Below are 19,714 nucleotides of genomic sequence, written 5' to 3' on the forward strand. Positions count from 1 at the left end.
AGAATCGTTAAAAAGTCGGGGTTCATACGCTTTATTTTGTAGGTTATTTTATTCGAAGGGACTACTATTTATCTATCTATGCCTGGTATCTATCAATACATTCCTTCTCTTTTCGTCAGTTGTGACAAAATAGAGAAGAGAGGTATGCCGATAAACCGGAACGGCCATGATGGATAGCAAGAATCTATCATTCTATGAGGTGATCATCATGGCTGTAAAGCGTTGGATGATGGCTACTGCTTGTGCGACAGGGTTGATGGGGATCGCATGTACCCAGGGCTGGATATCGGACTGGGCCGGGATGGCTGAAGCGAGGGATGAGAGCCGCACGGTGACAGTGGAAAAAGGGGACACCGCCTACCGTATCGCGAAGGAAAACGGAACGGATGTCAAAACCCTAGCCGAGTTAAACCGATTGACGGATCCTTCTCTCATTCGTGTGGGCCAGAAGTTGAAACTCCCAGTTCAGACAGGAGAGGAACGGAAGGGGACCCGGGGAAAGGTATCCCGCGGCGAGACCGTTCCAGCGATGGCTCGGGGCCGTTCCATGGGCGATTTCACGTTGACGGCTTATACGGCGGGACCGGAGTCGACAGGGAAAAAACCGGGTGACTCGGCTTATGGGATCACCTCCAGCGGAGCGAAGGTGGCAGACGGGGTAACGATCGCCGTCGATCCAGAAGTGATTCCCATCGGCTCCCGAGTTTACATTGAAGGGATCGGCTATCGGGTGGCCCAAGATACCGGAGGTGCGATCAAGGGGAAACGGATCGATGTCTACATAAGCGATCTGGAGCAAGCAAGGCAATTCGGTGTGAAAAAGGATATGAGGGTGGAACTGATCCAGTAAGGTGTGGATTTTCGCTCGTACTTCGTATGAAAATTGCTAGCAGTCTCCCGTTTTCCGGAGGGGCTGCTGTTTGGGTTTCTCTATAGTGGAAGTGATCTGATAACGAGTAAAAAATGGTATAATGAGGATGGATTGAAGCAACCCACGGGAAGGTGGATGGGCTTTGTGACACGGCTAGAGTTGAAACCGGCAGGGGTATATTCGTTTGCAGCAACCACTCGTCGGCTGGTCTCCTTTGAAAAATCGGCCTACCAGGTGCGGGATGGGCGCTTATATCGAACCCTGAGGGTTGGGGGGCGCCCTATCGTTGTGGGGTTGGGGTGGAGGGGGGAGGCGCTTTTTGCTGAGGTAGAGGAGGTGCTCACCCCGGCAGAGGAGGAGGCGTTGACAAAAACCCTCCGCCGGATGTTTTCTCTGGATGTCAACTTGGAACCGTTCTATGTACAGATGGAACAAGTCCCCGAGTTAGCCGCTCTCGTACGGGAACGAAACGGTCTTCACATGGTACTGGACCCCGATCTTTATGAATGCCTGATCAAAACGATCATCGGGCAGCAGCTCAATCTGGCGTTTGCTGCGACCCTGATCCGGCGGCTGATCGACCTCGCCGGGGAAGAAGTGGCTTATCGGGGAGAGTTGCTTCCCGTTTTTCCCACGCCGGAACAGGTGGCCCGATTGGATTATGCGGATTTGCAGGCGCTGCAGTTTAACCGACGAAAAGCAGAGTATGTCATCGATCTTTCACGGAAGATTGTTGACGGCAGCCTTGACTTAACCTCTCTCCTCTCCCTTCCCGACGAAGAAGTCGTCGAACGACTCCTCCCTTTGCGGGGGGTGGGACGCTGGACTGCCGAGTGCCTCCTCCTTTTCGGGATGGGTAGACCGAATCTGCTACCTGCGGCGGACATCGGTTTGAGAAACGCTGTTCGGAGGGTTTATCACACAGACGCCCAACCGACGGAACAAGAAGTTCGTCAGTTGGGCGGTGCCTGGGCACCCTGGAGCAGTTACGCGGTCTTTTATTTGTGGGACTATCTGAGCCAACCTGAAACGAAGGAATAAAGGTTTTCGCCGGCTCAGGCTTCTTCTAATTCTTTTTTGTAACTATTAAGAAGTTCAAGTGCTCGTGAGGCATCTTTCTTGGGGACGAGCAGTTGATAAGTGGTGATATTATTCTTGCGGCGGACTTTCAATTCACTGGTAATGTCGTGGCGTTCCAACTGCCCACGCAAGGAGTAAATGACGCGGGGCGTACCGAAAGACTGATGGATTACGGTCATTCCGCCTTTGAAAATCATGGTTGTCACCTCTTCTCTGCTTTTTCCCTTTCTGGCTCGGATGCATTCCTGAATCTGTCTTTATAGCAGAATATGAGTTCGGGATAGGATGTGTGCTTCTAATCAGAACCTTTACATTTATGTTACGTTATTTTCATCCAATTGTAAAATGAACCGGAGTTTGAAAATGGAGGGAATCCCATGAGCAAAAAGAAAAAAAAGATAGAAGTACGTGAGGTGGACCCGGTTAAAGTACTGGTTTACGACTTGAAGAGGGTCGCTCTTTGGAGCGGCATCTCGGTGGCGATCACTGTGGCGACAGCCCTGGTAGTCGAGTCACTCTTATAGGAAGGGCTGCCGGCCCATCGAAAAAAAAGCCCGGCTCCTACCGATGGTAGCGCCGGGCTTTTTGATTTAGTCTGTTTCTCCGGGTTCCCCTTTCGGGTAAGAACTGGTGGAGGATTTTTCTGTGGAATCAGCTCCGTGGGAGGGCTTGTGTCCAGGAAGGAGGTGGCGGAGCTCCGGTGAGGTCGCCAAGATTTGACGGGGATAAGCGATCTCAATCCCATTTTCATAGAACTTCCGGACGATTGCCTTTCGAGTTTCCCGCTCAATCATCCAGTACTCCTCAGGGGTACAGACAGACGTCAGGGTATACTCCACCCCGTCCTTTTGGATGTTGGTGATGCCGAATACGGAGAAAGGATCGATCAGATAAGGGGAGAACCGACGGCTAAGATCCTCGCAGATCTCATCCAATACTTGTTGCACACGTTCTTGACTTTCCTCGTAGGGGACGGTAACTCCCAGCAAGGGGCGCATCCTGTCCCGGTTGTAGTTGGTGACCCGGGTGATTTCCCCGTTGGAAAGGTAGTGAAGACGCTGGTTAAATTCCCGTACTTTGGTGACCCGAAGGCCAATCTCCTCTACGGTTCCTTCGATATTGCCGTTGATCTGGACGTAGTCACCGACTTCCATCTGTTGATCAAAGATAATAAAAAAGCCGGTGATAATGTCTTTGACTAGGTTTTGTGCCCCAAAGCCGACAGCGAGGCCGATGATCCCCGCTCCGGCGAGGATGGGGGTGACCTTGATCCCGATTTTCTCCAGGATGGTAATGGCAGCGATAAAATAAATGGCGTATCGTGCCGTCGATTTGATCAGGCGTCCCAGTGTTGCTCCCCGTTTCTGCTGAAAACGGCTCATGTTAAGGAGCCGGTCAACCAACTGGCCCACATATCGGAGCGCGATATAGGTAAGGGCGACAATCAATCCAATCTGGAAGAGGGGGACCAGGAACTTCTCTACCAGTGGATCCCATAGTTGCTGTGTGGGATTTTCGGCGATTTCCTCCGCCTTTTTTTGCACATCCTGAACACCTTTGTTCCATTCAGCCGCTGTCAGCCAGACGATGGCGTTGAAGCCAAACTCAGACAACCACTTCATACCTTCTTCACCCTCTTGCTGTTAATCGATCACTGCTTACGGGCGGCATCCTGGATCGGCCCGGCGTTGGGATCCGGCTGATTCCCAGGGTTAAATAAGACCCTCACTTGGAATCAGGAGCCATGGGGGTTGGATGCAAAACCGATAAATGACATTATATCATAGGGGCAGGGGACGATCTAACGGGGAATGTGTCTAGTCGCCATGTCACCAATCCGTAACAGGGAGAAAAATTGTTTCTTAAAGAGCCTCTTTCTTTTTGGTACACTGAACGGAAAGGAGTATTTTGCCATGATCGCTTCATAACCATAAACGAACACGTTTCATTGGTGTCCTCGGAAAGAACCATTTCGGAAAAAAGCCCGTTTCCTGTCAAGGTAATTAGCGAACAGGAAACGATCCCTCTTGGCACACTGGGATTCAGGTGAGGAGCGGATCCACAGAATGCAGGAGAAACAGGCAGAGCAATCAAATAATCCGTTCCGAAAGTTCTCTTTCCTTCGCTTACGCTTTGAGCGATGGCTTACGGTCGGCACAATTTTTCTCCTTTTATGTGCCGGATTGTTCTGGGTCGTTTGGAGCTGGGAAGGGGACGAAACACCGGAAGTGCTTCAGGAGGCGGTCTTTTCCGAAGTTGTACCTTATCTTTATGAAAATGACCGGTTTTATTTCAGGGGAAAGACAGGAGGAAGGCGAGGGAACTTTGTCTTCGATTTGAAGAAAGGGCGTCTGCAGAAGGAAGATTGGACCCGTCATTATGGTGATAATCATCATAGTTATCATTTAGGGAAAAACAGACGGCTGTTTGTGAATAACACAGGTAATTCCCCATCCATCTTTCTTGATTCCGGATCGGGAAGGCGTCCCCTCCTTGTTTCTCTTCCCTTGGTACAGCAACCTCTCTCCATCTCCCCCCAGGGAGATGCCTTTGTCTATGTCGATAGCGGGAAAAATGCTCTCAATCTTCAGTTGTATCAACTGGATAAAGGACGTTCTTTGCTTTTGGAAAAGGGGATTGCGGATAAAGAGGCTCAGAATATTCAGATTGACTGGTCCCCGAACGGTCGTTACCTACTCGCAGATGGTTGCAGGATCTATCGGGTATCAGACGGAAGAATGATACGCCGGCTATCGGGCGGTTCCGCTGTGTGGTCTCCAAAAGGGAAAGTTCTCGCTTACATCTCTCAGAGCCAGTCTGTCCCTTTGAAAAAAGGAGCCAAAGGGCCTGTTCTCCAGGGCAAAGAAATGCGCCTTTGGAATGTGGAAACCAGCCGGGGGCGCACCCTTTACCGAGCGGGAGATAAAGAATGGATTCTACAGCGGGCGGTCTGGGATCCCAACGGGCGTTATCTGACATTCCCAACCGGCAGGCAGGAAAACGAAAAGATTTATTATGAACAGGTCCACGTGATGGACGGGAAGATGTTTCATTATATCGAGGGGGAACAAAACCTGTTGCCCACGCGGCTCGAGAACCTTAGACTAAGTGAAGATGGAAACTATCTTTCTTATGCCGTGAATGGAATACTGAAGTTAATCAATCTTCAGACCCAGGAATCCCGTTCATATGACGTGTATCCCCAGGAGAAGAAGAACCGAAGCGAATACGTCCGGTACGATCCCGGCGGAGTTTGGTTAGGGCAGACCCATGAAATCTTATATGTGGGGGAGGGGATGGAAGAGAAAGAAATATACCACACATCGGCAGAGGTGTTGGGATTCTACCTTTCTTCCCAGCGAGATAAGTTGCTGGTGATGGAAGAGACGGAGAAAGGCCTAAAGCTACGGTTAGTGGCCCTTCCTAGAGATAAAAAAACCGCCCGAATCCAACCAGATTGAAACCACAAAGGAGGCGGAGTGTTGAGCCGTAAGAGACAGGATCCCGTTCCAGTGCCTAACCAGAAATGGGTTGCTTCTGTGCGGGATAAGCTGTTGGCCTGGTATGATGAGAATCGCCGAGACCTCCCTTGGCGGAAAAATAAAGACCCCTACCGGATTTGGGTCTCGGAGATCATGCTTCAGCAGACCCGTGTGGATACGGTTATCCCGTATTACGAACGATTCATGGACGCCTTCCCCACCCTGAAGGCGTTGGCAGAAGCGGAAGAGGAACAGGTGATCAAAGCGTGGGAAGGCCTTGGTTACTATTCCCGCGCCCGCAATCTACATACCGCAGTCAAGGAAGTGGCCGCTTCCTATGGAGGAAAGGTGCCTTCTGACCCAGAGGCGGTCTCCCAGTTAAAGGGGGTGGGTGCGTACACTGCTGGTGCTATTCTCTCCATCGCTTTTGATAGGCGAGTGCCCGCCGTGGACGGCAATGTCATGCGCGTTTTTTCCCGCTGGTTTGCCATGCAGGATGATGTGGCCAAGCTTTCCACCCGGAAGAAATTTGAGGAATTAGCCCTCCATGTAATTCCGGAGGGACGGGCGGGGGATTTCAACCAGGCGCTGATGGAGTTGGGAGCGCTCATTTGTACACCGACAAGCCCTTCCTGTGACACCTGTCCCGTTCGGGAAGAATGTCGTGCACGGGAATGGGGTGTCCAGGCAGAACTTCCGGTAAAGAAAAAAGCGAAACCCCCCGTCCCGTTGCAGGTGATTTTTGGATGGATTCGCCAGGGAGACAAGGTCTTGCTCCAACGTCGTCCGAATGAAGGGCTTCTGGCAGGAATGTGGGGGTTACCCACCGTAGAAGCCGGCAAAGGGGAGGTCGCGCCCGGTGAGTTCCTGCGGGAGGAACTGTGCAGGAAGGGGATTTCCATTGAGCTGGGTTCTGTGTTGGGAGAGCTGGAGCATGTGTTCAGCCATCGCCGCTGGCAGGTGACGTTGGTGGAAGGTAAGATCAAGGAGCAGGCTGACGGGAATCTCCCAGAGGGCTGGTACTGGGCCAGTGAAGAGGAACAAGAAGCCCTGGCTTTTCCCAATGTCTATCGGAAAGCCTTCGCGATGGTACGGGAACGGAAGAATGATTCCCAGGGTATTCAGGGTCGTCTTTTTTGAGGAGAATCGGGTTTGGAGTAGGAAGGAAGATAAGGGGAACCCTTACCGGACAATCTGTCCGGCAAGGCCGGAGGGAGAGAAGAACCCGTGGAAGAGAAGAAACATCCATCCTCCGAAGAAGAAAAGGAACAAACACATCGTTCCGGGGAGGAATTTAGCCGGGAGGAAGAGCCAAAACAGGCGGAGATGGAAGCAGAGCCGGACAGCGGTAAACAGGATAACCTTCTGAAGGAAGGAATCAGTTCAGGGAAGCTCGGGCAGGCGGGAGATAAGCTGATTCCATTCTTCCAACGAATTCCCCTGGTCAACCGGATTCCTTTCGACCGTGTAGGGGCAAAGCGGATAGCTGTTGGAACGTTGGTAACCCTGGCGGGCCTTACAACCATTCTCACCTTATGGGTGGCGTATGCATTGTCCGAGGAGATCGATGCTGCATCAAAGCTGGAACAGAAAGCGGTTAAATCCGTCGACACGAAACCAGCGCCACAGGAGATCACCCTGGTTCACGGGGAGCATGAATGGAAGACGGATTTGCGAAAGATGGGTTACAACGGGAAAGACCCTTCCACTCTCGATCGTGCAAAGTGGAAAGCGTGGGTGAAACAAGTGAAGAAAGAGGTGGACGATCCAGCGCAAAACGCCCGTACAGCCCGGTTCGGCGGAAAGATACGCCCAGAACGGATGGGGTGGCTGCTGGATGAGAAAGAAATGGAGAAGTGGGCGGACAGGATTGATAAAAAAGTGAACCGAATTCATTATATTCCTCTCGTTTCCGACGCCCCGACAGTCACAACAGAGGATTTGAAGCGGGTAAATGGTCAACACATCGGCCATTACACGACTTATTTTAATCCGGGCAACACGAACCGTACGACGAATCTCCGGCTGTCAAGCCAAGCGATTCATAACCGAGTGGTCAATCCCGGTGAAGTGTTCTCCTTTAACAAAACCGTTGGGGAACGAACCGCCGCCCGGGGGTACAAGTCAGCCATCATTATTGTCAAAGGAGAATACAGTGAAGGGTTAGGAGGCGGGATCTGCCAGACCTCCTCCACATTATTCAACAGCGTGGATAATGCGGGGCTGGCCATTACCGCCCGTTTCTCCCACAGTAAAGAAGTCACCTATGTTCCGAAAAGACGGGACGCCACCGTAGCCTGGCATGGGCCGGACTTCCGCTTCCGCAACAACCTGAGGAAACCAGTTCTGATCCGAACCTCTATCGGCGGAGGAACTCTTAGTGTCGATCTTTACACCGTTCCGGGGACGTACCATCATCCTCGCGCAGTGCAGGCTGCACCCAGGAAGGTAGAGGACATGGTGTTACCTCAATGAGAAAAAGCCGCCTTTCATGGCGGTCTTTTTTGTGTAGTAGGAGATAGCTATGATTCCCTCAACAGTCCGCTTTTTCTTCTTTCTCCACCGAGACTGCTGTGGAGAAGAAGACGGCCCCTCCGCCGAGATCGGCTTCCCGATCCGGTGTGAGGCGGTTAATCCCTCCATGACCGTCGAGGTGGTTGTCCCGCCACCAGAGGCCGGTGGAGACAACCACCCCTGGCAGGACATCTTCTGTCACCCGGGCGGTAAGGAGGCAACTTCCCCGTTCGTTTTTGACACGGACTGGGTTTTCATCCTCGATCCCGAGAGCAGCGGCATCATAGGGATGAATTTCCAGGAGCGGTTGACCTTCCATCCGGCGCAATGGAGGGAGATTGCCCATACTGGTGTTGAGGAATTGATGGTTGGGAGGGGAGATCAGCATGAACGGGTGGGCAGCATCAAGGGGATCAGTGGCATCTTTCCCTTCCGGCAGAGGCTGATAGGAGGGGAGCGGATCCAGTCCCGCCCGCTTCATCCGTTCGCTGTAAAGAGCGATTTTTTCACCAGGATGAGCAAGCCGTTCCGGGAAGAGGGGGGAGCTGGACAGATCTACTTTGGCGATTCCCTTCTCCATCAGATCATCGACATCTATCCCCTGTAGACAGGGATTATCCGGATGGGTCAAGGCTTGACGGATGATTTCCTCCGGCTCATCAGAAAAGCATGGATCAGTAAACCCCATCCGTTCTGCCAGGGTGCGGAAGAGTCGGTAGTTGGACCAGGCTTCTCCTGGGGGCTGGATGATAGGGCGGGCTACCTGAACGTAGAGATGCCAGTAGGACTTGTAGAGGTCCAAGTTTTCAAAGTGGCTAGTGGCTGGTAGTACCAAGTCTGCGTAACGGGCCGTATCCGTCAGAAAGAGCTCGTGGACGACTGTGAATAGATCCTCTCGCAACAGCCCACGGATCACTTTCTCTTGTGAGGGAGCGACTGCCGCCGGATTGGTTGTATAGACGAACAGGCATGTGACTGGAGGAGTCGCATCGAGGAGTACGTCACCGAGATGGATCATGTTGACGGATCGAACCGAAGGATCCGGAAGCAGGTCAGGCCTCTCTAGACGCTCTTTGTTGACAGCAGAGAGCCCGTTCTCCTTTAATGCACCTCCTCCCCGATATTTCCATTGACCGGTAAGGGCCGGTAAACAGGCCAAGGTTCGAACGGTCATACCCCCGTTATCATGATGCTGAAGGCCGTTGCCAATCCGGATCAGGGAAGGCTCGGCGGCTGCGTATTCCCGGGCGAGGCGGCGAATCGTATCCGCCGATACACCGGTTACCCGTTGTACGGCTTCAGGCGGATATTCCCGCACCCGTTCCCGGAAAGATTCCCATCCGATGGTATTTTCACGGATGAATGGATCGTCAGTCAGACCCTCTTCGACCATGACATGCATCATGCCGAGTGCGAGGGCAGCATCTGTTCCAGGATAGAGCTGGATGAATTCATCTGCCCAGCGGGCTGTACGGTTGCGCCGGACATCGACGGCAATGATCCGTGCCCCCCGCTTGCGCGCTTCTGAGAGAAACATCATCTGGTGCATGTTCGTACTGACAAAATCACCGCCCCACAAAATAACGTAACGGCTGTGGATGGTGTCTTCGGGATCGAGGGCCCCTTTGAGGCCCATTGTCATTTCAAACCCGGCATTCCCTGCGACATTGCAGATGGTCCGCTTTAGGCGCGTGGCACCGAGTCGATGAAAAAAACGGCGATCCATACTCCCGTTGTTGACGATCCCCATGTTGCCGTAATAACTGTACGGAAGGATGGATTCCGGCCCGTGGGAGCGTGCGGCTCCCTGGAAACGTCTGGTGATCTCTTCGAGGGCCTCTTCCCAGGTAATCCGTTTGAATTGTCCTTCTCCCTTGGGACCGATTCTTTTCATGGGGTAGAGTAGTCGATCAGGGTGATGGACTCTGGCAGGAAAATGACGAACCTTGTGGCAGATGGTCCCTCGGGTGACCGGGTGGTCCGGATCTCCAGTCACTCGGGTGATCCGTTCCCCTTCCAAAGTAACGTGGAGGCCGCAGGTGTCCGGACAATCCAAGGGGCAGACCGAGCGGGCGATAGTTTTTTCAACGGTCATCTAGGGTCCCTCCTTTCTGATTCCAATGAAAAAAACCTCATAAGGAGGCTTTTTTCATTGGAAATCATTCGTCCCCGCCAAAAAAGTCACCGACATCATCGAAGAATTCACCGGTATCTTCAATCTCCGGGAGGTCGATGTCAGCGGCTTCCGCGATTTCTTCGCCGACTCCATCCATCATTTGTGCCAAGACCAGGCCACCGATTGCACCAGCGGCAAAGCCTCCAATCGTCCCGCCCCCCTTGGAGAGGCCGCTGTGTTTATGGCCGCCATGTTGAAAATGGCGGGGCTGAAGGAAAGAGGAGGGGTTTTCTGCCATCTCAGACAGGGCGTCTTTTAGGAGTTGTGTCAGCTCATCAGGATTGTCGAGCTGTTTATTTTCCAGCCAGATTTCCCGGCGGACTTCCTGTTCCCCTGCCCAGGAGAAGAGATCCAGTTCCAGCAGCAGTCGAATGCCCGCTTCTTCTACAGCGGCGACAAATTCCACTTCCTCTGCCCGGCCTTGGAGGAAAGCGGTGGGGAAGAGTGCAAATTCCTGAGCGTACCCGTTGAACGAGCGGGAATCGTGTTTCTCACGAAGCCCTAACTCACTAAGAGCAGCCAGGACTTTTTGTAAGCGCAGGGGAGGGTGTATTTTTAGGAAATCATGGTCGGAGTGATCCACTCCGGAGGCGATGTCCAGATGGGTGGTAAAGAAGTAAGCCACTTTGTTGCCGGAGAGGGGGAGATCTTTGGGTAATACATAGGAAAAAGGAAGGGTTTTTCGGGCTTCTGGCTGGACGGTAAAAGATTCGTGGAAAGGGAAGCGCTCGATGGTATGGTTGATCTCTTGTTCTTTTACCTGAACAATCATGGTCAGATCCACATCGACCTGGTTGATTTTTTGTTCGATGGTTCCGCCCTCGATCACCAATTCCCCCCGCACTTCATCTCCCGGCAGGTAATTCTGCCGCTCCAGGACGAGATCTACTTTTGCTGCGCCTTTGCCCAACTTGGCCATCAGGTTTTTAAACACAGACCAGCCTCCATTTGTCATGTTTTATCAAATCTACTACCGAATCTACCCCAGGGAAACACGTTTTGTCGACAAGCTTTCATACTTGTTGATAAAAATCCACACTTGTGCCTAGGAACAAAAAAGCGAGAGTGCTCCCTGATGCATTCCTCCGAAAGTCGTCCTAGGAAACGGAAGAAGGGATACATTCTTCGGCAGAGGATGAAGCCCGTTTTTCTTTTACCACGGGGGAGTCAGCTAGGGTATCGATCCGGCGGACGAGAACGCGGTCGATCCAGCGGTCACGGGCTTTTACCACCATGAATTCCAGCCCTCCGAAGATAATGCGATCTCCCTTTTCCGGTACTTTCTCCAGGCAGGAGAAAAGCCAACCTCCGATCGTATCGTTGTCGGGGTCGTCGATGCTAACCCCAAAATGATCATTGACTTCCTCAATTAGGGCCCGGGGGTGGATAGAGGTAGCCTCTCCTTTCGGTAAAAATAATGGAGGAGATTGATCAAATTCATCCTGGATTTCGCCGAAGACTTCCTCCATGATATCCTCCTTCGTAACAAGACCGGCAGTGCCGCCGTATTCGTCTACCACGATCGCCATACCGGCCCGTTTTTCCTGTAGCGTTCGCAGGATCTGAGTTAGTTCCATCGTCTCAGGTACCGAAACTTCGGGTCTGGCGATGGTTACAAAGGAAGGGTGGCTCACTGTCTGGGTGTACTCATAGATATCGTGGATATGAACAACACCGAGGATGCGATCCTTATCTTTTTCGCAGAGTGGATAACGGGTGTGACGGTGTTGCCGGATGATGGCCTGGTTTTCCTCAAAAGTGTTGTCCGTATATAGACAAACCATGTCCACTCGGGGAACCATGATTTCTCTACCCAGCCTGTCGACGAAGGGGTAGACGTGTTCGGTAGAGTAGGGAGCTACACCTACATGGTTACTCCGTTGGTTGTGGGCTTCCAACTGGTGGGTTTCCTCTTTGTGGTGCCCGGAGTTCTCCGGAGGTTCCTTGTACAGCCGGCTTATGGCCCCGGAGATTGAAGCCTCAAACCGGGCAAAAACTCCTGATCCGGCCGCCGAATGACGAGCCGTCAGATGAGGCCAGGCGAGAATGCCAAAGAGTAAAGCGAAACCGAGTGGATGGAGTACCCACTTCGGAATGACTGGGGAGACGAAGGGGAAAAGCCCTCCTTCCACTGCTGGTTGGGCTATCCATCCGATGAAGAGGGAGGAGAGGACGACTCCCAGTCGAAGGGTCGACCGAATGGTTTCGCGATTGGATGATCGGTTATGCAAAGCCGCTGTTCGCTTGGGGATTTTGTTGGATCTGGTCCGTGTGAGGGAGGAATCCAAAGCCGCACAAAACCCGTTTAACAGAATCAGCATCACCATCAAACCCGTTAGAAAGAGTAAGCTTAGAACGTCCTCCACGTCCAATGCATCATGACCTCCTAATTTTCAGAAAAGTCAAAATCATTTCGGGGTTGTCGACCGGGAAAGCCTGTTCGTGGACTTTCACATGGTTTTGATCGTCCTCCCGGGAACCTGTTTTAATCTCTATTGTATAGAATCACAGAAAAAAAAAGTAGTGCTTTCCGTTATAAAAAACTGCCACTCCCCTCTGCCAACGGCAGAGGGGAGTGACCCATGTTCAAACTTTGCCGTGTAGACCTCCACGGCGCTCGATTTCTTCGATCAGCTGGTGGTGCAGGCTGATACCCTGCGCGTTCATTAGGGGGGACATTTGCGCCATGGCGTCATGGTGGTAGGCTAGTTCGTCCATTTCCCAGTCAGAGAGAGGGACAGCAGTCAGTTCTTCCAGGTTCCGTCCTTTGTACACTAGGATCACCTCTCTCTCAGTATGGGCTCTCCACGTAGCATCCATGCGAAAAGACTCCATTTCAAGGCGATAGGGCAAGTTTAAAACCCGGTGCTATGGCAAAGCTGGTTATTACGGTCTAAGAGGAATAATCTGATTGGTTGGAACGCTGGTGCCTTTTTTCGCGGTATTCATAGGGCTATAGACTAACGGCATATTTTCCACTAAAACGGGGTTTCAGGCAGAGACAGGGAGTGAGGGGTTATGAAGGAGAGGGGAAGGGGGGCTTTAAGTGGGCTTTTTCATTGGGTTCCCTGGCTTGGACGGGCTGCTGCTATCACAAACCTGATGGCGGTGATGACGCTGGTGTATTTTATGGTCCGTTCGGAGTACGGGCCCATTGGAGTTCGGATGCGTTCCATTTTGGCTAATGAGGCGGTCTTTCATTGGTCGTGGGGAGTTAAAATCCTGTCGGCTGTGATGATGACAGGGGTTTTTCTTGTATTAGTGTGGATGCTGGAGGCTCAGTATCGATCGATCCTACAGATGGCTCTTATGATCTGGATTATCGGTGCTGCTGGATGGATCTTGCAAGACTTGATGCAAATGTGGGTGATGCCGACGCTGTCCCGGATGTTCTTGGCTGTACCCACAGCAGGATTGGCTGATTACATCCTGATGTGGGAAAGGCTCCTGTTTCGTCTGGGGGGAGTTTTCAGCTGTACTTGTTATGCAATCAGCGGGCTGATCTATACGGCCATTATGTTTCGGAGTGACCATATTCCCAGTGGGATGGCGCGGTATTCCTTTGTTGTCTGGTGTTTTGTTTTGTTGACGGCCGTTTCTGTTCGCTGGTTGGAGGGAATGATGCCCTGGCTAACCGCTTTCGCCCTATTAATGCTGGTTCCCTGGTTCTGGCGTTTAGGTCAATGGCTCCCCCGTCCCGCCCCATCCTAACTGCCTAGGTTGGCCATCATGTTGGTGTGCGATTTTCCAATATAAAGTAATAGCCGGAAAAAGAGGGGTTATTCCCTCTTCGCAGGATATGACGAATAGAGCCAAATAAAGGCGGACGGTGATTTTTCCACCGGTAGTAAGCGTTTTCTTCACAGTTTCATCACAATTGCCAAGAAGGAAAAGCATCTTGTACACTTAAGAAATCATCCGTCGCTGGGAGGATTCATCGATGCATCTGCGTTCTTTTCAATTATCCGACGTACATGCCGTCACATCGATTTGGAAAATGACCGCATCCCGGGAAAAGGAGGAAGAGACGCTTCAAGTTCTATCCCGGCAGTTGGTCTGTGACCGAGACCTGGTCTTGGTGGCGGAGGATGAGGGCCGGGTGGTAGGAGCGATTATGGGAACGATCGATAAGGATACAGGATTCCTGTATTGCCTAGCTGTTCACCCCGCTTACCAGGGGAAAGGGGTGGCGCGCGGCCTGACCCAGCTGTTGGAGAATCGGCTTCGCGACAAAGGAGTGAACCGTACCCAAGCCGTCATCGATGAAGGGACGGAGAAGTTGTACCCTTTTTACACCCATCTTGGGTATCAGGGAATCCGTTCTTCTGTTCTGGGGGAAAACTGGATTTTCAACTTAAAGAATTTGATAGGACAGGTTGCCCGCTGATTCTTGGCCTAATCGTTCATTCTGATAGCAAGCTGGTCCTATCCCTATACCATCCAGAGGCGATAATCCTCAGCTCCGCACCGACCGGGTACGGAGGTTTTTTATTTATTTTTTAATTTTGAGAAAAGGGAGGAAATTCGGAAATGGCATCCAATACCTAGAGTAGGAGGTGGTTTCCTGTGGGAAAGAAAGAGCGGGTTTGGTTTGAGCAGGCAGAAGGATTCTTGGATCCCGGTCTGGTTCAGGAATTAAGAATGCTTCGCAAAAAAACCTCGGATGAGGAGAATGCCGCACTGCCGGTAATCGTCCGCTTCAACCACCAGGCGGAAAAGGAACGACGAGAAGAGGCGATCCGGTTCTGCCAAGACGGCTCCTGTGATCGGGTGGAAGGGGAGTTGGCTTTCCTGGGAGGGATTTACGGCTCCCTCAGCCCGGCAACGATCAAGAACCTTGTTAAGCATGAAGGTGTGGCCAAAATATATTACGACCGGGAAGTGAAGGCCCTCTTGGATATGGCATCCAAATCCATCGGTGCTTTGGATGTCCAGGTAAAAGACGGTCTAACGGGGAAAGGTGTCACGATCGCCGTCGTCGACACAGGGATCCATCCCCATGACGACCTGATGAAACCAACGATGCGAATCAAGGCATTCGTCGATTTAGTGGCCAAAGAGAAAGACTCCTATGATGACCAGGGACACGGGTCTCATTGTGCAGGGAACGCCGCTGGGAACGGTGGCCTTTCCGAGGGACTTTACACGAGTCCCGCACCGGAAGCGGATTTGGTCGGAGTGAAGGTGCTCGATGCCGAAGGGAGTGGCCGCCTGTCTACAGTGATTCAGGGTGTGGAGTGGTGTGTCAGGCATCGCAAGGAACTGGGGATTCGTGTCTTGTCCCTCTCCTTGGGAGCCCCCGCCTTTGAATCTTACCGGGATGATCCCCTCTGCCAGGCCGTTGAAAAAGCTTGGCACAGCGGGATCGTTGTCTGTGCGGCAGCGGGTAATGAGGGGCCTTATCCGATGACGATTGGAACGCCGGGGATCGATCCGCTGATCATCACGGTGGGTTCCGCTGACGATAAGAATACGGAAGATCGGCAGGACGATCAAAAAGCCCCTTATTCCAGCCGGGGCCCTACCTTCGATTTTCTTGTAAAGCCGGATATATACGCCCCCGGGACCAATATCGTCTCCCTGTCGGTTCCCGGTTCGCCTTTGGAGAAGCAATTGCCGGAGAACCGTGTCGGTGATCATTATATCAGTTTGTCCGGAACCTCGATGGCCACCCCGATCTGCGCTGGAGTGGCCGCCCTCATGCTGGAGGCCAACCCAGCTTTAAGCCCCAATGATGTCAAAGCGATCCTAATGGATACCAGTCAGGTCTTACGCGGCGATCAGGCAGGCTATATCGACGTACGTGCTGCTGTTGCCCTGGCGAAGGAGTATGCCGCCTTTCAGGGGGTTACCGCCGGTTCCCCAGGCAATTAACCAAAAACAGGCGTAAAAATAACAGCACCCCTTTGAGTAGACACAGGGAAATTCCCTGAACGGGACTACTTTTAAGGGGTATTTTTGTGGCGAAGAACGATTTTTGGAAAAACCCCATGAAACAATACGGCACCGGTAGAATACCGGTGCCGGTAGGTTATTTCCCATAGGTTTTTTTACTTTGCCGCCGATGGGGTAAACACTTGTCCAAGTTCTTCGGAACGTTTTCGAGCGCGGTGGACAGCGCTTTGAAGAGCCTGGTGGAAATGGTGGTCGGCCAGGGTTTCAATCGCGGCCATGGTGGTCCCCCCCGGAGAGGTAACTTTGCGGCGCAGCTCTGCCGGGTCTTCTCCGGTTTCCAGTAGCATATGAGCAGCCCCGACCAGGGTCTGCAGGGTGAGCTGGCGGGCAACCTGGTGGGATAGCCCTTCCCTTACCCCGGCTTGTTCCAAGGCTTCTACAAAATAGTAGATGTAGGCGGGTCCACTGCCGGAGAGACCGGTCACCGTATCCATATCTTTTTCGTCCACGATCACTGTGGAACCTATGCTGGAGAAATCGGCTACAGCCTCTTCTAGGTCGGATTTAGCGGCGTGGCGGCCGCCGCAAATGGCGGTTGCGGACCGCCCGATCATGCTGGAAGTATTGGGCATAGCTCGGATGACGGCTACTCCGGAAGCGATACGCTCTTCAATAAAGGCGGTGGAGATACCGGCAGCTACAGAGATCACCCGTTGGCCAGGACGGATTAAGCCCCCCCATTGATCGAGGGCATCAGCCATGTCCTTCGGTTTGACGGCCAGGATGATCGTTTCGGCACGCGTCACAGCCTTTTCTTTTTCTTCAGGGCATTGGATGCTGTAATGATTTTTCAGTTGGGTCAGGCGATCCCGGTCGCATCGGTTGATGACGTGGATGCCATTAGCGTCGGCTCGCCGGCTTTTGGTCAGCCCGCCGAGGATCGCTTCGGCCATGGAGCCGGCCCCGATAAAGCAATAGTGTTTTCTCTGTTTCATGAGGCATCCTCCTTTGAATGGTCGACTACATGCAAAGAGACCCTCTTTCGTCACAAGGACGAAAGAGGGTCTCTTCCGCGGTACCACCTTTTTTGGCACAAAAGTGTGCCCGGCTTGCGGAACGGCGAGGAACCACCGTTCGCTCTCGATAAGGGGAGACTCCCGTCCGATTTATCACCGTCCGCATCAGGGGTGGGTTGGGGGGACATCCCGGACGGCACCTTCCAGCCCTCGGGTGCCGCTCTCTGACCGTTAAGCCCGCCTTACTAGCCCCGTCATCGCGTTTTCATCCGTCCATATCCGGTCTGTAGTTCTTACTATTATGCAATCCATGGCAAAAGGATGTCAAGGGTGGGAACATTTTTCCACCGTTTGCTTCGGCATGAGGCGGGTAAGTAGGGAATGTATCCGGTGAAAGCCTAATTGAAAAAAATAGTCCATTCACTGAATCAATTCTGAAAATATGTTTTATAAACTCCCTTATTTGGAAATACATGAGAATGTGTAAGGCGGGTGGTCGAATGAAAGAGTGCAAAACAGGGGATATCCTCCGCATAGAGAGTTATAAACACAATGGCAAGCTTCATCGCACTTGGGAGAGGTCCATTGTTCTGGAGGGCGGTGATCCTCTTCTCTTGGCCAACCGGAATGTCCGTGTGACGGAAGCAGACGGGCGGCAATGGATTTCTAGGAATTTGGCGATTTGTCAGTTTCATAGAACCAAGTGGTTCAATACGATAGTATTGTTCAATTTCAGGAAGAAGTACCGCTGGTATTGTAACATCGCCTCTCCATGCCGTCTGGAAGCAGAACGTCTCATTTATACGGACTATGACCTAGATCTGTCGGTTGACGAGACAGGGAAGGCGCGGTGGCTGGACCGGAATGAATTCGAAGAAAATCGGCGGCGTATGGCTTACCCCCAGCACGTTATCCGTGAAGTGAAGAGAGCAGCCGCTGAGTTGGACGATCGTTTCCGAGCTGGAAGGGAACCTTTCACTCCGGCATTTGTCCAAGCAGGATATCATCGATATCTTTCTTATGAAAAACAATTGATGGGGTGAAGTGATGACACATGAGCAAATCTAGACCAAGGTTTATTTCCTGGTTGAGGACCTTTTTGTTGGCCGTTTCCTTCGCATTGGTGATCAACCAGTTCGGGATGGCGCTGTCGGTCGTCAACGGCACATCTATGCAGCCGACACTTGAAAACGGAGATCGATTGTTGATTAACAAATTTCATTTCTTATTGAACGAACCCGAACGCGGGGATGTGGTTACGTTCAAGGATCCTTCTCATAAAGGGCGTTACTTAGTGAAACGTGTCGTAGGGGTGCCAGGAGACCGGATCGAAATCAAGAAAGGTGAACTTTACCGGAACGGTAAAGTAGTATACGAGCCCTATATCGACACCGAAATTGAAGATGGTAATTATGGGCCTGTGGATGTTAAACCCAATCGCATTTTTGTGATGGGAGATAACCGCCACCGGTATGCCAGCCGTGACAGCCGTTACCAAAGCGTCGGTCTTGTACCCGATAGGCTTCTCGAAGGAAAAGTGGAATTGATCCTCTGGAGACCGTCATTGGCTGCCTTTCTCTGATGGAAACCAAATTATAAAAAAAGTCAAAAACTGTTCACAAAAACCTTTTGCGCTGATTTTTATACGAGCGCATAATAGTGAAGAGGTTGGGGCTGATCGATTCTTTCACATCGCCAATCGATAAATGTTTCGCGCAAGGACGCGGTTCCGTCGGTGCTTGGCTTGGACGGGGCGTCCGCGCTGACTGTGAATAAAGAAACGAGTGAATCTTAAAAACAGTTTTCAGGGAGGACCTGTCCATATGGATCTTTTAAACAAAACACGCCGCATTTCACGGATCTTACAGAAAAATGTCGGTCATCACCTGGTTGATTTCGACCAAGTGGCTGAAGCTTTAAGTGATGTCATTGGAGCCAATATCTACGTGGTGAGCCCGGAAGGGGAAATTCTCGGTTTGGCAACCAACCATGACATTGAAAACGAGCGGATGCAAAAATATCTGAAAGAGCGCCAATTTCCAGAGGAGTATGCCACCCTTCTGATGGAAGTGGAGAAGACCACATTCAACGTTAGTGTGGACAGCCCCTACACGGCTTACCCCGTAGAGATGAAAGATATGTTCAAACATGGGTACACCACTCTAGTGCCGGTCGTCGGTGGCGGGGATCACCTGGGAACCCTGGTTCTCTCCCGAATCAATGAGGAGTTCGTGGATGACGATATGGTACTGGCTGAATATGGGGCCACGGTCGTCGGCATGGAGATTCTTCGGGAACGGGCGGGCAAGATTGAAGATGAAGCCCGCAGCCGTGCTGTTGTCCAACTGGCTATCAATTCCCTTTCCTACAGTGAGTTGGAAGCTGCTGAGCATATTTTCAATGAATTGGAAGGGAATGAAGGCTTGCTGGTAGCGAGTAAAATTGCCGACCGGGTCGGTATCACCCGTTCTGTAATCGTCAATGCCCTGCGGAAATTGGAAAGTGCCGGGGTCGTAGAATCTCGCTCTCTCGGGATGAAAGGAACCTACATCAAAATCCTGAACAACAAGCTCTTGCCAGCTCTAGAAAAAGCCCGTAGCTAAAGGGGAAGAAGGCGGCCGCCGGATCATCCGGCGGCCGCTTTTTTTGTCGTGTGGGCTTTCAGGGACAGACTGGGAAA

At 52.0% G+C, this 19,714-nt stretch carries 19 protein-coding genes; 12 read left to right on the forward strand and 7 right to left on the reverse strand.

What is annotated here, in order from left to right; translation table 11 throughout:
- The first annotated feature begins 208 nt into the window (after positions 1-208).
- Positions 209-850 carry a 3D domain-containing protein gene (locus ACFOUO_RS12625; protein WP_380705469.1) on the forward strand — a complete coding sequence of 214 codons (642 nt, stop codon included), beginning with the start codon at positions 209-211 and terminating at the stop codon, positions 848-850.
- Positions 851-1,015: 165 nt separating this feature from the next.
- Complete coding sequence (locus ACFOUO_RS12630; protein ID WP_380705470.1) at positions 1,016-1,912, forward strand: DNA-3-methyladenine glycosylase family protein; 897 nt, start codon at positions 1,016-1,018, stop codon at positions 1,910-1,912.
- Between the two features lie 14 nt (positions 1,913-1,926).
- Here ACFOUO_RS12630 and ACFOUO_RS12635 read toward each other — a convergent pair whose 3' ends face one another.
- Positions 1,927-2,148 carry a hypothetical protein gene (locus tag ACFOUO_RS12635; protein ID WP_380705471.1) on the reverse strand — a complete coding sequence of 74 codons (222 nt, stop codon included), beginning with the start codon at positions 2,146-2,148 and terminating at the stop codon, positions 1,927-1,929.
- A gap of 180 nt (positions 2,149-2,328) precedes the next feature.
- On the opposite strand from ACFOUO_RS12635, the gene ACFOUO_RS12640 reads away from it, so the two are divergent.
- Positions 2,329-2,475: a hypothetical protein gene (locus ACFOUO_RS12640; protein WP_380705472.1), complete on the forward strand. Its 147-nt coding sequence runs from the start codon at positions 2,329-2,331 to the stop codon at positions 2,473-2,475.
- 66 nt (positions 2,476-2,541) lie between these two features.
- Here the strand turns inward: ACFOUO_RS12640 and ACFOUO_RS12645 are convergent, their stop codons facing one another.
- Positions 2,542-3,573, reverse strand: coding sequence for a mechanosensitive ion channel family protein (locus ACFOUO_RS12645; protein WP_380705473.1), 1,032 nt, complete (start codon positions 3,571-3,573; stop codon positions 2,542-2,544).
- Between the two features lie 444 nt (positions 3,574-4,017).
- Between ACFOUO_RS12645 and ACFOUO_RS12650 the strand changes: the two genes are divergently transcribed.
- The 3 genes from ACFOUO_RS12650 (at position 4,018) to ACFOUO_RS12660 (ending at position 7,908) form a co-directional block, all read left to right on the forward strand.
- Entirely contained in the window at positions 4,018-5,412 is a 1,395-nt protein-coding gene (locus ACFOUO_RS12650; RefSeq protein ID WP_380705474.1) for a TolB family protein, read from the forward strand.
- Between the two features lie 21 nt (positions 5,413-5,433).
- Complete coding sequence (mutY, locus tag ACFOUO_RS12655; RefSeq protein ID WP_380705475.1) at positions 5,434-6,573, forward strand: A/G-specific adenine glycosylase; 1,140 nt, start codon at positions 5,434-5,436, stop codon at positions 6,571-6,573.
- An 87-nt stretch (positions 6,574-6,660) separates the two neighbouring features.
- Positions 6,661-7,908, forward strand: a complete 1,248-nt coding sequence (locus ACFOUO_RS12660) for a VanW family protein (RefSeq protein ID WP_380705476.1) — start codon at positions 6,661-6,663, stop codon at positions 7,906-7,908.
- 58 nt (positions 7,909-7,966) lie between these two features.
- Here ACFOUO_RS12660 and ACFOUO_RS12665 read toward each other — a convergent pair whose 3' ends face one another.
- From ACFOUO_RS12665 to ACFOUO_RS12680, 4 genes are all read right to left on the reverse strand, one after another.
- Positions 7,967-10,042 carry a molybdopterin-containing oxidoreductase family protein gene (locus tag ACFOUO_RS12665; protein ID WP_380705477.1) on the reverse strand — a complete coding sequence of 692 codons (2,076 nt, stop codon included), beginning with the start codon at positions 10,040-10,042 and terminating at the stop codon, positions 7,967-7,969.
- 64 nt (positions 10,043-10,106) lie between these two features.
- Positions 10,107-11,057, reverse strand: a complete 951-nt coding sequence (locus ACFOUO_RS12670; protein ID WP_380705478.1) for a sporulation protein — start codon at positions 11,055-11,057, stop codon at positions 10,107-10,109.
- Between the two features lie 163 nt (positions 11,058-11,220).
- Positions 11,221-12,489 (reverse strand): hemolysin family protein, encoded by a 1,269-nt coding sequence (locus ACFOUO_RS12675; protein ID WP_380705578.1) that lies wholly within the window; start codon positions 12,487-12,489, stop codon positions 11,221-11,223.
- 220 nt (positions 12,490-12,709) lie between these two features.
- Positions 12,710-12,943 carry a hypothetical protein gene (locus tag ACFOUO_RS12680; RefSeq protein WP_380705479.1) on the reverse strand — a complete coding sequence of 78 codons (234 nt, stop codon included), beginning with the start codon at positions 12,941-12,943 and terminating at the stop codon, positions 12,710-12,712.
- 198 nt (positions 12,944-13,141) lie between these two features.
- Between ACFOUO_RS12680 and ACFOUO_RS12685 the strand changes: the two genes are divergently transcribed.
- The 3 genes from ACFOUO_RS12685 (at position 13,142) to ACFOUO_RS12695 (ending at position 15,997) form a co-directional block, all read left to right on the forward strand.
- The gene (locus ACFOUO_RS12685; RefSeq protein ID WP_380705480.1) at positions 13,142-13,834 is read left to right on the forward strand and encodes a hypothetical protein; all 693 of its coding nucleotides are present in this window, start codon (positions 13,142-13,144) and stop codon (positions 13,832-13,834) included.
- A 229-nt stretch (positions 13,835-14,063) separates the two neighbouring features.
- A complete protein-coding gene (locus ACFOUO_RS12690; protein ID WP_380705481.1) occupies positions 14,064-14,510 on the forward strand; it encodes a GNAT family N-acetyltransferase in 447 nt (148 codons plus the stop codon).
- A gap of 179 nt (positions 14,511-14,689) precedes the next feature.
- Positions 14,690-15,997 (forward strand): S8 family peptidase, encoded by a 1,308-nt coding sequence (locus ACFOUO_RS12695; protein ID WP_380705482.1) that lies wholly within the window; start codon positions 14,690-14,692, stop codon positions 15,995-15,997.
- 176 nt (positions 15,998-16,173) lie between these two features.
- Here the strand turns inward: ACFOUO_RS12695 and proC are convergent, their stop codons facing one another.
- Positions 16,174-17,013 (reverse strand): pyrroline-5-carboxylate reductase, encoded by an 840-nt coding sequence (gene proC, locus ACFOUO_RS12700; protein ID WP_380705483.1) that lies wholly within the window; start codon positions 17,011-17,013, stop codon positions 16,174-16,176.
- Positions 17,014-17,534: 521 nt separating this feature from the next.
- Here proC and ACFOUO_RS12705 point away from each other — a divergent pair.
- From ACFOUO_RS12705 to codY, 3 genes are all read left to right on the forward strand, one after another.
- Positions 17,535-18,077: a DUF402 domain-containing protein gene (locus ACFOUO_RS12705; RefSeq protein ID WP_380705484.1), complete on the forward strand. Its 543-nt coding sequence runs from the start codon at positions 17,535-17,537 to the stop codon at positions 18,075-18,077.
- Between the two features lie 44 nt (positions 18,078-18,121).
- A complete protein-coding gene (gene lepB / locus ACFOUO_RS12710; RefSeq protein ID WP_380705485.1) occupies positions 18,122-18,616 on the forward strand; it encodes a signal peptidase I in 495 nt (164 codons plus the stop codon).
- Between the two features lie 241 nt (positions 18,617-18,857).
- A complete protein-coding gene (gene codY, locus ACFOUO_RS12715) occupies positions 18,858-19,637 on the forward strand; it encodes a GTP-sensing pleiotropic transcriptional regulator CodY (protein ID WP_380705486.1) in 780 nt (259 codons plus the stop codon).
- Positions 19,638-19,714: the final 77 nt, after the last annotated feature.

Source organism: Salinithrix halophila, from assembly GCF_042650125.1.
Lineage (GTDB): Bacteria > Bacillota > Bacilli > Thermoactinomycetales > DSM-45169 > Salinithrix > Salinithrix halophila.

What these genes read in the sequence shown, in the direction of transcription:
- ACFOUO_RS12625 (WP_380705469.1), top strand. Translation starts at nt 209, where the DNA reads ATGGCTGTAAAGCGTTGGATGATGGCTACTGCTTGTGCGACAGGGTTG.
- ACFOUO_RS12635 (WP_380705471.1), bottom strand. Translation starts at nt 2,148, where the DNA reads ATGATTTTCAAAGGCGGAATGACCGTAATCCATCAGTCTTTCGGTACG.
- ACFOUO_RS12640 (WP_380705472.1), top strand. Translation starts at nt 2,329, where the DNA reads ATGAGCAAAAAGAAAAAAAAGATAGAAGTACGTGAGGTGGACCCGGTT.
- ACFOUO_RS12645 (WP_380705473.1), bottom strand. Translation starts at nt 3,573, where the DNA reads ATGAAGTGGTTGTCTGAGTTTGGCTTCAACGCCATCGTCTGGCTGACA.
- ACFOUO_RS12650 (WP_380705474.1), top strand. Translation starts at nt 4,018, where the DNA reads ATGCAGGAGAAACAGGCAGAGCAATCAAATAATCCGTTCCGAAAGTTC.
- ACFOUO_RS12665 (WP_380705477.1), bottom strand. Translation starts at nt 10,042, where the DNA reads ATGACCGTTGAAAAAACTATCGCCCGCTCGGTCTGCCCCTTGGATTGT.
- ACFOUO_RS12680 (WP_380705479.1), bottom strand. Translation starts at nt 12,943, where the DNA reads ATGGATGCTACGTGGAGAGCCCATACTGAGAGAGAGGTGATCCTAGTG.
- ACFOUO_RS12685 (WP_380705480.1), top strand. Translation starts at nt 13,142, where the DNA reads ATGAAGGAGAGGGGAAGGGGGGCTTTAAGTGGGCTTTTTCATTGGGTT.
- ACFOUO_RS12690 (WP_380705481.1), top strand. Translation starts at nt 14,064, where the DNA reads ATGCATCTGCGTTCTTTTCAATTATCCGACGTACATGCCGTCACATCG.
- proC (WP_380705483.1), bottom strand. Translation starts at nt 17,013, where the DNA reads ATGAAACAGAGAAAACACTATTGCTTTATCGGGGCCGGCTCCATGGCC.
- ACFOUO_RS12705 (WP_380705484.1), top strand. Translation starts at nt 17,535, where the DNA reads ATGAAAGAGTGCAAAACAGGGGATATCCTCCGCATAGAGAGTTATAAA.
- codY (WP_380705486.1), top strand. Translation starts at nt 18,858, where the DNA reads ATGGATCTTTTAAACAAAACACGCCGCATTTCACGGATCTTACAGAAA.